The following is a 13,596-nucleotide window of genomic DNA, read 5'->3' on the forward strand; positions in this document are numbered from 1 at the left end:
TTTAAAAATTATCATTATTTTAGCAGCCGACTAAACTTTATTTAAAGTATGAAAAACATTACCAAGCTTACTTTAGCAGCTGTAGCTGTTTTAACTTTCTGTGTATCAGGATTTTCGCAAAAAGCCTTAGTAAAAGCCGATGAGGCTTTTGACGCTAGGCAGTACTATTTGGCAGCTCAACTATACAAAAACGCATATAGTTCTGTAGATAAAGCTAAGAAAGGGCTAGTACTATATAGATCTGGACTTTGCAGCCAACGTATCAATGATTACAGAGCCGCAGAGGCCTATTACAATAAGTCGATTGCTGCTGGTTTCGATGATCCAAATGTTTATTTTCAACTTGCTCAGATTCTCAAAAATCTTCAAAAATATCCTGAGGCTATAGTGGAGTTCAAAAACTACAAATCTAAGGGCGGTGATTCTAAAAAAGCCGATCTTGGCGTAAAATCATGTGAATTAGCGCAGCAGTGGATGGATAATCCAATGCGCTACAAAACAGAAAATATTTCTTTGGTGAACTCTAAAAATAGAGATTACGCACCTTGTTTTAGCGATAAAAAATACAAAACCATCGTTATTTCTTCTAACAGAGAAGGGGCTTTGGGAAGTCAGGATGCAAACACTGGTTATCCAAAAGGAGATCTTTGGGAATCAAAATTAGATAAAAACGGAAAATGGTCAACACCAGTTTTATTACCTCCTTCAGTTTCAACCGACGTGAATGAAGGTAGAGCTTGGGTGAGCAAAAAAGGTGATATGATTTTCTTTACACGTTGTCCTGAAGAAAAGGGCATGGAGAACCAATGTGGTTTATTTATGGCTAAAAAACAAGGTAGTACATGGGGTGTTCCTGAACGCTTACCTTTTAGTAATGATACAATTACTTTTGCGCATCCAACTTTATCAGCAGATAACAAAACGCTTTATTTTACTTCCAACCTAAAAGGTGGTTACGGTAAACTTGATATTTGGAGTTGCACATATGATCCAAGAAGTAACTCTTGGGGACAACCTAAAAACGCTGGTCCAACTGTAAATACAGAAGGTATGGAAGTTTATCCTGCGCTTACTGATGATGGAAAAAAATTATATTTCTCTTCAGATTTCCACCCAGGTTTAGGTGGTTTAGATATTTTCCTTGCAGAAATTGGTCCTGATGGAAAAACTAGTAAACCAGTAGAAAACCTAAAATACCCAATTAACTCTTCTTATGATGATTTTGGAATCGTATTTGAAGGTAGAAAAAACAGAGGTTATTTCACTAGTAATCGTGAAGGCGGAAAAGGTGATGATGATATCTGGAGTTTCAGCTTACCACCATTAGTTTTTAATGCAAAAGGTAATGTATTCAGTGAAGGAGATCCTAACACAGGAAAAGGTAAGGCAGAAACTGTTGAAGCTGTTAAGGTAAAAATGGTTGGAAGCGATGGTTCTATTACTGAGGCCATGACAGGAAAAGACGGTGCTTATGCATTCAAATTAAAAGAAAGAACAACTTATAGTGTTTCCACTGAAACAAGTAAATCGTCTAAATCACCTTCTTATTCGAAAGATGGTTATTTATCAAGTAAGGATTTACGTGTTTTCACTACAGTTGGTTTAGATCAGTCTCAGGACTTTTCTGCTGATTTTGCTGTAAAACCAATCGTTCCTAATCCTCGCATGCCAGAAGTACGTTACGAACTTGGTGATTACAAATTACTTGCTGACTCGAAGGACTCTTTAAATTATTTATTTGATCTAATGACTGATAATCCTTCCACAGTTGTTGAGTTAAACTCACACACCGATACACGTGGTAGCGCCGTTAGTAACATGACACTTTCTGCTGCTCGTGCTCAATCATGTGTTGATTTTCTGGTAAAGGAAAAAGGAATTAACCCTAAGCGTTTAATTGCTAAAGGTTATGGTTTAACACAGCCAATTATTGCTGATGCAGTTATTGCTAAAGAGCCTTCTAAAGAAGGAAAAGAGGCTTTACATGCTAAGAACAGAAGAACATCATTTAAAATTCTAAGTTTCGATTTTGTTGATCCTAACGCTTCAAAGAATCCTGTTAAGCCAAAGAAAGCAACAGATGATGAGGATGAGGATGAAGAATAGTATTCATAATATTTGATAACAAAAGGCTACAGAATCTGTAGCCTTTTTTATTTTAGTAGAACTAGCTTTGTCTTCTATTCTGGTTATTGGAAAGATTGAAAAGTTAAACCAAATTTAATCCGTAAAACAAAAGCAATTTAGTCATTGGAAAACTTTGTAGTATATAAATCAAGCGCGGGGAGCGGTAAAACTTTTACGCTCGTCAAAGAATACTTACGATTGGCTTTATGTGAGGAAAAAAAACTAAGCTACAATTACAAACGCATTCTCGCCGTCACTTTTACTAATAAAGCTGCCAGTGAAATGAAAAGCAGAGTGATAGAAGCTTTGAATCAAATCTCTTATAATCAAAGCCTACCCTTTATTGGGCAATTACTGTCTGATGAACTTCAATTATCGGCTGAAGAATTAAAAAAACGTTCCAACTATGTATTAAATCACATCTTGCATCACTATTCTGATTTTTCTATCGGAACCATTGATAGCTTCACCCACAAAATCGTTAAAACTTTTGCGCATGACCTCAAACTCCCAGTGAATTTCACTATTGAAATGGATACACAAGGTTTTTATGAAAAGGTAATCGCTTCTCTATTTAATAAAATAGGCGAAGATGAATACGTAAGCAAACTCCTTAAAGATTATGCCCTTAATAAAGCTGAGGACAATGCTGCCTGGGATCCAGAAACTCAAATACAAGAATTCGCAAAACTCTTACAAAAAGAAAATTCAGGTGAATACATCGAAAAGCTAAAACAATTTTCTTCAGATGAATTGGAAGCATTTCGTAAACAATTTCTGGACTTTACGAAACATTATAAAACAACTCTAAAAACGGAAGCAAAAAAAGCATTAGAACTTATTCGAAAAAACAAATTGAATGATTCGGATTTTTACCACAAAGCAGCGGGTCCACAAAGTTTCTTCAAAAAATGTATAGATAACTCTGTTAATTTAGAAAGCACCATAAAAGGCCGCATTATTGATGCTGTCACAAATAATAAATGGTCTAACACGGATGGATCAAATAAATCTATTCTTGACAGTATTACAAACGAATTAAACACACTTGCTAAAAGTCTTCTCAATTTTATTAGTGAAAACTATACATATTTTTCTTTATGCGAATTATTAAGCAAGCAAATGTACCCACTCATGCTGCTCAAAAAAATTGAAGAAATAAGTCTTGAACAAAAACAAGAAGAACGTTTGGTATTTATAAGTGAATTCAACCACAAAATATTTGAGATTATAAATAATGAACCTACTCCTTTTATTTATGAGCGGTTAGGAGAACGTTACCAGCATTATCTATTAGATGAGTTTCAAGATACCAGTAGTTTGCAATGGCATAATATTTTACCATTACTTGATAATTCACTTTCTAATGGTTGGTTCAATTTAATTGTTGGCGATGGAAAACAGAGCATTTACCGATGGAGAAACGCTAACGTAAAACAATTTGCATCTCTGCCAGATGTTGAAAACAAAGACAATAACTATAACATTGATGAACGTGCTCAGGCCTTAGAAAGAAATTATTCAGGTAAAGTATTGAACACAAACTTTAGGAGTTTAAAAACCATTGTAGAATTTAATAATGCTTTTTTTGAGTCTTTAAGCAATAAACTTCTTTCAGAAGAATCTCAAACTATTTATAAAGATCAATTACAACTTATAAAAAATCCCGGTGAAGGTTATATCAGTATTCATTATGGCAAGACTGAACGTGAACAATTGGATAGTTTTAATTGTGAAACGATAAAAGAACAAATTTTAAAAGCAGTGAGGGACGGTTTTGCTTATAAAGACATTTGTATACTTGCCCGCAAAAATTATCATGGCAATAATATTGCTAATTATTTAGTGGAACAAAAAATCCCGGTTGTGTCATCTGATTCACTTTTACTCAAAAACAATTTGGAGATAAACACAATTGTGAGCTACTTAAATTATTTAGTAAACCGCCAAGATGCCATTAGTGGTGCTGCTGTGCTGAACTACTTGTTTCAAATTGAGAAGATTAATGCCGCCGATTATCATACATATCTCACTGAACTTTCAAAAAACAATTCGCTTTTTTCCATTTTCAAAAAAGTAGGTATTCAACTCAGTGAAGGCGATTTGAGTTTAAATAACTTGTTCGATAATTGCATTGAAATAATTCGCGCTCTTGATCTTACAAAAAAGGGCTACCATTACGTTCGGTTTTTCCTCGATGAAGTAAATGAGTTTCTTGTGCAAAAGAATTCTAACATATCTTCGTTTTTCGATTGGTGGAAAAGCCTTAGCAATAGAGCTTCCATGATTATACCCGAGAATACAGATGCAGTTAGGATAATGACCATTCATGCCAGCAAAGGACTCGAATTCCCCGTTGTAATTATTCCTTATTGTAATTGGCAAATCTACAAGGCTAACGATAGTTGGGTAAACGTAAAAAATGATCAGATAGAACTACCGGTTGGTGTGATTAATCTCTCTAAAAAAGTTAGTGATTCAGGTTTTGAACTTGAATTTGAAACCGAAAAACAAGAACAACTGCTTGATAATCTTAATCTCTTATATGTTGCATTTACAAGGGCGATAGAACGACTTCATATTATTGCCACTTCAAGCATCACAAACAAACATGAATCCGTTAGTGATTGGCTATATGCTTTTGTAGGTTCTCAAAACGATGATACAAGCGAAAATATTTATGAGTTAGGTACAACTCTTACTAAACAATCTAAACACTCAACATCTAGTCTAACACAGTTTGCTCTTGAGCCTTTAAATTTTAATACAAACAAAAATACCATTCAAATAAAAGCCTCCTACCTCAACAATAATGAGCATAACGAAGAAGCAAAACAACAAGGACTTCTAATTCACTGGTTATTATCAAAAATAAGAACAAGTGACGATCAAACTGGCGCCTTACAATCAGCCTTATTGGAAGGAATAGTAAGCAAAGAAGAAATCCCTGACCTAAATAAAAAATTAAAAGATGTTCTTCAGCACCCTGAATTATCAACATATTTCGCACCAAATATCAGTTGCAAATTGGAGGCAGAACTTGTTACTCAAACTGGAGACTTATTGCGTCCCGATAGAATTGTATTTAATGAAAACGAAACAATTCTCATAGATTATAAAACAGGGAAAGAAAATAACAAAACATATTTCAAACAGCTTTACAAATACGAAGCGGCACTTATGACAATGGGTTACACAAATATTAAAAAACTACTTGTTTATGTTGATGAAGTAAAAGTTGTTGAAGTAAATTAATTTCACAATAAATAAAAACAAAATGTTCTCTAAATCTATTTTATTTCTTGCTCTCCTACCTTTATTCACGCAAGCACAACTGACTGCTTTTGAAGAAGAATGGAAAAACGATAAAGATTTAAAAAACGCTTCCGTTGGTTATTGTGTGATGAACGCTGCAAGTTCAGAAGTCCTTGCAGAATATAATTCTCGACAACTTTTAGTTCCAGCGAGTACCTTAAAAATTGTAACTACTTCTGCCGCGTTAAGTTTATTAGGAGCCAATTACAAATACGAAACACGTATTTATTATAACGGAGAATACAACAAAACAAGCGGTGTGCTAAATGGAGATCTTATCATTCTAGGAAGTGGAGACCCAACCCTTCAATCAGATAATTTTTCAAAGGACAATACTTCAGTTACTGATTCTTGGGCGAAAATTTTAAAAGAGAAAGGACTCAAAGAAATTAAGGGAAACATTATTGGTGATGCATCTTACTTTGAACGAAAGATACCGTCTAACTGGATTTGGGAAGATATCAGCAACTATTATGGAGCCGTGCCTTGCGGACTTTCCTATCATGATAACAAATTTAAAGTCCGCTACACAACAAAAGAAAATGGTAGTTCAGCCAAAATTGTAGATTATTCACCCGCTTATTTAAGCAATAGTATAACACTTGTTTCAGATGTTACTTCTCAAGGCACACAAGATGAAGCCTATGCGTACGGCGATCCATTTTCATTTACAAAAGAAATTCACGGCACACTTCCACCCAACAAAACCAATTATGAAATAGAAGTTGTTCTGCCCGATCCAGCCTTACTTTGTGCGGAGAATCTTTATACTTCACTTCAAAAAATTGGCATAAAATGTAAGACCAAGTCTACACATTCAAATTACAAAAAAACGGAGCAAAATTTGGGTGATTTAATTTACACACACTTCTCTCCTACCCTTGAAAAAATAATTTACTTCACAAACATTAAAAGTAATAACCATTACTGCGAATCACTTATACTCACGCTTGGAAAGGGTAACGCAAAAACTGGACTAAAAACTGTTCAAGAATATTGGGTTAGTCGTGGACTAAATTCAAGCGAAGTATTTATGGATGATGCAAGTGGCCTTGCCAGAATTAATGCTATTAGTCCACATTATCAGGCAAGTCTGTTAAGTAAAGTATCTAAAGACAATGTGAATTATAAATTGTTTAGCAACTCCTTACCAATTGCAGGCAAACAAGGAAGCATGAGTAATCTTGGAAAAGGAAAATTTATTGAAAACAACATGCATGCAAAAACAGGATACATCACACGTGCGCGCGCTTACTGTGGTTATGTAAAAACTAAATCTGGAAAGGAACTCAGCTTTTCACTCATATTTAATAATTATAACTGCTCAGTTATTGAAGCAAAGTTAAAAATGGAGAAATTTTTAGTGGCATTGGGGGACTTGTGAAATTTGATTGTTGAATTATTTTTACCTTTACAAAAACTAAATCAGTGAATTATCTAATAAAAAAAGCTACGCTTGTTAATGAAGGAGAAATTGGAATTTATGATGTTCTGATTGAACGGGAATTTATTTCGCGTATTGAGAGAGAAATAGACAACACCGGAAACTACAAAGAAATAAATGCCGAAGGCTTACTATTATTACCAGGTGCTATTGACGATCAAGTGCATTTTCGTGAACCTGGTTTAACGCACAAAGGTGAGATTTACACAGAGGCTAAGGCTGCTGTTGCAGGAGGCGTTACCACCTATATGGAAATGCCGAACACCGTTCCACAAGCAACTACTGTTACTGAATTAGAGAAAAAATATACCCGTGCTTCACAATGTTCCTTAGCGAATTACTCTTTCTTTATGGGTGGAACCAATCATAATTTGGAAGAGGCTCTTAAAGTGGATTATTCAAAAGTATGTGGTTTAAAAATCTTTATGGGTTCTTCCACCGGCGATATGCTTGTTGATCATCAGCCTGTATTAGAAGGTTTCTTTTCAAAAATAAAAGCGCTTATTGCTACGCACTGTGAATTTGACCCGATGATTAAAGAAAATCAGGCTCGCATTGTTGCAGAATATGGTGAAGATATTCCTGCCTATTTTCATCCCGTTATTCGCAATGCAGATGCCTGTTACAAGTCTTCTTCCATGGCGGTAGAACTTGCTAAAAAACACAACACACGTTTACATGTGTTACATATTTCTACAGCAAAAGAATTAAGTCTCTTTTCAAATAAAATTCCTTTAAAAGAAAAACGTATAACTGCCGAAGCGTGTATTCATCACTTATGGTTTTGCGACGACGATTACGAGAAAAAAGGGAATTACATTAAGTGGAATCCTTCGGTTAAATCGGCTTACGATCGCGATAAAATTTTTGAAGCAGTTTTAAATGATACTATTGATGTCATTGCTACAGATCACGCACCTCACACAATTGAAGAAAAAGAACAATCATACTTAAAAGCACCAAGTGGGGGTCCTTTAGTGCAGCACAGTATTTTAGCCATGTTAGATTTTTATCACGCCAAAAAAATAAGTCTTGAAAAAATCGTTCAAAAAATGAGTCATAATGTTGCTGAGCTTTTTAGAATAGAAAAACGCGGTTATATTCGTGAAGGTTATTTTGCTGATTTAGTTTTAGTAAATCTGAACAAACCAACAACCGTTACAAAAGAAAGTCTACTTTATAAATGTGGTTGGAGTCCATTCGAAGGGCATACTTTCAAAAGCAGTATTTCAAAGACTTTTGTGAGTGGACATTTAGTTTACGATGAAGGAAAGTTTGATGAATCTAAATTCGGTAAGCGTTTGAGTTTTAAATTAGATGTTTAGTTCTTTTAACCACAGAGTTAAATGAGTAATGCACAGAGTTACAGAGAGTTTTTGATTTCTCAGATCTACGCGGCTACTGCTCTGTATTATTCGGTGGTTCCTGTACTATAAACACAAAGTGCATTAAATAGACACAAAAAACGCAAAGAAATGTTTTTCCTTAGTGCTTCTTAGTGTTCTAAGTGCCTTAGTGGTTTTATTTTAACCACTAAGAGCTTTATCTCCAAAAAACTTCTACAAATCATTGTTTCTGCGCCACATCAATAAAAAAATCTCATTTTTACAGCTTTTCAACTGTTTTAGTGTGGCTTTTTGACTCCCGAATCCCTACAAAACCGTATATTTACAGGCTAATTTAGCTCTTATTACGGCTTAGATTACAACTATGAATAAAACGCTTAAAAAGCCTTCAAAACTATTATTAAAGACACTTCTTGTTTTTTTGATTCTTGTTGTTGCCTTAGCAATTTATTTCATTGCCGCCATTTATCAACCAACCCCAGAAATTGCCAATAGAGAAATTGAAATGCAGGAAGTCACTACTATTTCAGTAGATTTCAGAAAACTTGGTAAGAATTGGTTACGAAAAAGTGAGTCTGGTCTATGGGAAATGTACATAGAAGGAGATGGTTTCGAGCGCGGGGTTGTAAATGGAAAACTCACGAAGGAACTTGCCGAATTTCAAGAGACCGTTTTTATCAATCAACTTAAAGAACTTGTACCATCAGATAGTTACCTCAACTTCTTAAAATATTTTGTGGCATACTTTAATCGCAACATGGCAAAACATATTTCAGAAGAATATCTTAATGAAATATACGGAGTATCATTAAGCGCTTCTGATAAATTCGATAAACTCGCTCCAAAATATTACCGCATTTTAAACTACCACAGTGCGCACGATGTTGGGCATGCCTTACAAGATAAAAATATGGCTGTAGGTTGTACGTCTTTTGGCGTTTGGAAAAGTAGGACAGAAGATGGCAAATTACTATTGGGAAGAAATTTTGATTTTTTCGCCGGAGATGATTTTGCGAAAAATAAAATCGTGTGTTTTACAAAACCTACAACCGGTTATAAGTTTATGTATGTTACCTGGGCTGGTTTTACGGGAGTAGTTTCAGGCATGAATGATCAAGGACTCACGGTTACTATCAATGCTTCTAAGTCAGACATTCCCAAAAGTGCTGCGACGCCTATTTCATTATTAGCAAAAGAAATTTTACAGTACGCGAAAAATATAGACGAAGCTTATTCAATTGCACAAAAACAACAAACATTCGTTTCTGAATCTATCATGATTGGGTCAGCTCTTGACAAAAGCACTGCCATAATCGAAAAAACACCGACTAAAATTAATTTATATTCCGAAGAGGGCGAACAACTCATTTGCTCTAATCACTACAGAAGCAAAGCCTTTGAAAGTAATTTTATAAATAACAAAAACATTGTTGAAAGTTCATCGCTATACAGAAAATTCAGGATGGAACAATTGCTTTCGCGCACTGAAAAATTTAATCCAAAAGATGTTGCCAAAGTACTGCGAAATCAAAATGGGTTAAATGACCGTAAAATTGGGCTGACTAACGAAAAAGGAATTAATCAATTGATTGCCCATCATTCCATTATTTTTAAACCGGAAGAAAGGCTTGTTTGGGTTTCAGCATCACCTTTTCAATTAGGGAAATATGTTTGTTACGACTTAAACAAATTCTTTGAAGAAGCTCCAAAAATGGTTGAATCCAAGGAACTACAAGACATTTCAAGAACTATTTCAGCAGACTCTTTCCTGTATTCAAAAGGGTATAAAGACTTTTTATTATTCAAACAAATCAAACACTACATACAGTATTGCACCAAAAGTCCGTACGATCTAAAAATAAATGAAATTCATTTAAAAGCATTTGCCAATTCCAATCCTAACAGCTATTTTACCTACTGGATTTTGGGTGATTATTATGCTAAAATAAAAGATAACGAAAACGCTATTCTTTATTATTCGGAAGCACTTAAAAAAGAAGTCGCAACAGAAAAAGAAGCTTACAGTATTAAAGAACGTTTATTGTTATTGCAAAAAAAAGGAAATTAATGGTCGGCATCGAACATAGCGCCCTGAAGAAACAGATTTTGTATTTGGCAAATCATTCTCCATTTTATAAACGGATGTTTGAGAAGAATGCCATTTCTACAGATAGCATACAAAGTATTGAAGACCTTCAGAAAATACCTTTTACAGAAAAAGAAGATCTACAAAATTTTACAAGTGATTTTATTTGTGTACCTAAAAGTAAACTGATAGATTTTGTAACCACCTCTGGAACAACAGGAAAACCAGTCACTCTAGCCCTAACAGATTCAGATTTAGAAAGGCTTGCATTAAACGAGTACAACTCATTTAAAACTGCCGGTGTAAAAGAAGAGGACATTATTCAGTTGATGACAACCATAGACAGAAGATTTATGGCAGGCCTTGCTTACTTTTTAGGCGCACGAAAATTAGGAGCTGGCATTATTCGTGTTGGAAATGGGCTTCCGGAACTTCAGTGGGATACAATTAAAGAGATTAAACCAACTGTAATTATTTGCGTTCCGTCTTTTATTTTAAAATTGATTGAATTTGCTGAAGAGAATAATATTGACTTCAAAAAATCATCAATTAAAAAAGCTATTTGTATTGGAGAAAGTATTCGTAATGCGGATTTTTCTTTAAACACACTTGGAGAAAAGATTACTCAAAAATGGAATATACAATTACATTCCACTTATGCATCGAGTGAAATGGCAACAGCGTTTACAGAATGTGAAATGTTTCAAGGCGGCCATTTACAATCTGAATTAATAATTCCAGAAATAGTAGATGATAATGGCTTTCCAGCTAAAGAAGGAGAAGCGGGAGAACTAGTAATTACAACTCTTGGTGTAGAAGGAATGCCTCTTTTACGTTTTAAAACAGGTGACATTTGTATCGCCTATTCAGAACCTTGCGGCTGTGGACTTGAAAGCCTTCGCTTAAGTCCAGTGCTTGGTCGAAAAAAACAAATGATAAAATACAAAGGCACCAGTTTATACCCGAATACTATTTATAGTATTTTGGATGAAAATGAACTGGTGAAAAATTATCAGGTTGAAGTAACAAACAATTCATCAGGAACCGATGAAATAAAAATTTATATTGGGATAAATACGGACGAAATGCCGTTGAAAACAAAACTAATGGATACCTTTAGAGCGAAACTAAGGGTAGTTCCTGAACTAGTATTTTTATCTCCAGAAAAAGTAACCGACCTATTGCTGCCCGATAGCAGCAGAAAACCGCTTAAATTTATAGATAGAAGAAAGTAAAATATGATGACTGATAACAACCTACCAAAAAGTAAAGAAGAAGAAGAAGAAAATTTTGATGATATCCGTGCTTTTTACGATCATGAAGTGCAGGATGTAACAAAAAAGATTATTCAGGATCCCGTTTTTATGACCTTGATTAATTATCTGTGGAAAGACATGACTTTTGCAGAAGTAGAAACTAAAGCTGATAAAGTTCATGGCAACGTTGATTTTCAATTAGAGTTTATGCATGGAGCCATTAGGCGTGTCATTGAAATGAGCGCTTCTGGTCTTACAAGCAGTGGCTTTGAAAAACTTGACCCTAAAAAATCGTATCTTTTTGTTGGTAATCATCGCGATATACTTCTCGACGCTGCAATACTTCAAGTTTTATTAGTTGAACATAATTTACCAACCTCTGAAATTACTTTTGGTAGTAATTTAAAAGAAAAAGGTTTCGTAACCGATTTTGGAAAATTAAACCGAATGTTCACCATTCAAAGAGAAGGTACAAGCAAAGAGCTTTACGAAATATCAAAAAGATTATCAGCCTACATTCGTCATACCATTACCAATAAAAATGTATCGGTTTGGATTGCCCAACGAAATGGAAGGACAAAAGACGGATGTGATTTCACTCAGAGTGGTCTTTTAAAAATGCTTAACATAAGTGGTAAAAAAACCTTTTCTGAAAATTTTGCTCAGTTAAACATTGTACCAATAACTATTTCATACGAATACGAACCTTGCGACAGCTTAAAACTTCAAGAACTCTATTTATCAACTTTACACACCAAATACACTAAAGCACAAGGTGAGGACTTGAATAGTATTGTTACCGGTATTAAACAGTTTAAAGGGAAAATACATATGAGTGCGGGCAACCCGATTGAGGAAAAAGAATATCAGTTCATTGACAAAATTACAAACGAAAATGACAAAGTAAAGGCACTCACATCAATGATTGACAAACGTATTCACCACGATTACAAATTATATCCATCTAATCATATTGCCTGCGATATTCTTAATGACAGTGATTTATTTGAATCTTTTTATAGTCCCGAAGAAAAAAACAACTTTATTAAATACATGGAAGAAAAAATAAATGCGATTGAGGGAGAAAATGAGGTTTTACGCTCCATTTTCCTAAAAATGTATGCCCAACCAACAATGAACAAAATTCATCCTACTGAAACTAACTAAAATACAAGCAGTTAAAAACTATAATTATATGGGTTTTGCATAAAATATTTTTAATATTTATTGATTGTGTTTTCTGATCTTAGAATCTTGTGTATATTTATCAAAAATTTAATTCAAAAACCTAAAATTTCATACTATGAAAAACTTAAAATTAATTCTTTTAACATTTGTGTTAATCTTTTCTATTTCAGATAGCAAGGCGCAATATGGTTACGGATCTGGGTTTGCAGGACCAAGAACAATGATTACTCTTAGCAGTGGCGATATTGCCTCTCTCAAAGGTTTGACGAATATTAATATTGTTTATGACTACTCCAAAATGGGCGTTGGTGCTTTTAAGGATGAAGTTGATTACCTAAAGAAAAAAGAAGATGATATGAAAAAAGACCCAGCTAAATTTGAAAAATTTAAGAAAAGCTGGTTTGACTCACGTAAAGGCCGCTATGAGCCGAAATTCGAAACCATGTTTAACAAAACTATAGCAAAATTAGGAATGGTAGGAAAAAACGATGGAACGGATGCGGCAGTAACACTAAAAGTAGCAACAGTATTCACAGAACCTGGTTATAATATCGGTATTTCAAAAGTTCCAGCATTTGTTGATATGGAGTGTACGTTTATGGATAAGGATGGAAAAGAACTTGTTCGTTATTTTATTAAAAATTCAATAGGCGCTTCAGCTATGGGAATGGATTTTGATGCTGGATCAAGAATTTCAGAAAGTTATGCTAAAGCTTCAAAAATGTTAGCTAAGGATGTTATGAAACGTATGAAGAAAGTAAAATAATCAAATACAATACAAAATTGAGCCGGAAGTTACTTCCGGCTTTTTTTATACGCATACCATCCTAAACA

8 protein-coding genes are annotated in these 13,596 nt (G+C 34.3%); all 8 read left to right on the plus strand.

Annotated features, from left to right (window positions below; all coding sequences use genetic code 11):
• Positions 1–48: 48 nt before the first annotated feature.
• The 8 genes from P2086_RS18595 to P2086_RS18630 all read left to right on the plus strand — a co-directional run bounded on the left by P2086_RS18595 (position 49) and on the right by P2086_RS18630 (position 13,528).
• Entirely contained in the window at positions 49–2,106 is a 2,058-nt protein-coding gene (locus tag P2086_RS18595) for an OmpA family protein (RefSeq protein WP_317898272.1), read from the plus strand.
• A gap of 144 nt (positions 2,107–2,250) precedes the next feature.
• Positions 2,251–5,382, plus strand: coding sequence for a UvrD-helicase domain-containing protein (locus P2086_RS18600; RefSeq protein WP_317898273.1), 3,132 nt, complete (start codon positions 2,251–2,253; stop codon positions 5,380–5,382).
• Positions 5,383–5,404: 22 nt separating this feature from the next.
• Complete coding sequence (gene dacB / locus P2086_RS18605) at positions 5,405–6,826, plus strand: D-alanyl-D-alanine carboxypeptidase/D-alanyl-D-alanine endopeptidase (RefSeq protein WP_317898274.1); 1,422 nt, start codon at positions 5,405–5,407, stop codon at positions 6,824–6,826.
• A 44-nt stretch (positions 6,827–6,870) separates the two neighbouring features.
• Entirely contained in the window at positions 6,871–8,211 is a 1,341-nt protein-coding gene (locus P2086_RS18610; protein ID WP_317898275.1) for a dihydroorotase, read from the plus strand.
• Between the two features lie 385 nt (positions 8,212–8,596).
• Positions 8,597–10,300 carry a C45 family autoproteolytic acyltransferase/hydrolase gene (locus P2086_RS18615; RefSeq protein WP_317898276.1) on the plus strand — a complete coding sequence of 568 codons (1,704 nt, stop codon included), beginning with the start codon at positions 8,597–8,599 and terminating at the stop codon, positions 10,298–10,300.
• On the plus strand, positions 10,300–11,553 hold the full coding sequence (gene flxY / locus P2086_RS18620; protein ID WP_317898277.1) for a flexirubin biosynthesis putative acyl-CoA ligase FlxY: 1,254 nt from the start codon (positions 10,300–10,302) through the stop codon (positions 11,551–11,553). The genes P2086_RS18615 and flxY overlap by 1 nt, the downstream gene beginning before the upstream one ends.
• Before the next feature lie 3 nt (positions 11,554–11,556).
• Complete coding sequence (locus P2086_RS18625) at positions 11,557–12,741, plus strand: 1-acyl-sn-glycerol-3-phosphate acyltransferase (RefSeq protein WP_317898278.1); 1,185 nt, start codon at positions 11,557–11,559, stop codon at positions 12,739–12,741.
• A 136-nt stretch (positions 12,742–12,877) separates the two neighbouring features.
• On the plus strand, positions 12,878–13,528 hold the full coding sequence (locus tag P2086_RS18630; protein WP_317898279.1) for a hypothetical protein: 651 nt from the start codon (positions 12,878–12,880) through the stop codon (positions 13,526–13,528).
• The last annotated feature ends 68 nt before the right edge of the window (positions 13,529–13,596 follow it).

This window comes from Aurantibacillus circumpalustris (assembly GCF_029625215.1).
Taxonomy (GTDB): domain Bacteria; phylum Bacteroidota; class Bacteroidia; order B-17B0; family Aurantibacillaceae; genus Aurantibacillus; species Aurantibacillus circumpalustris.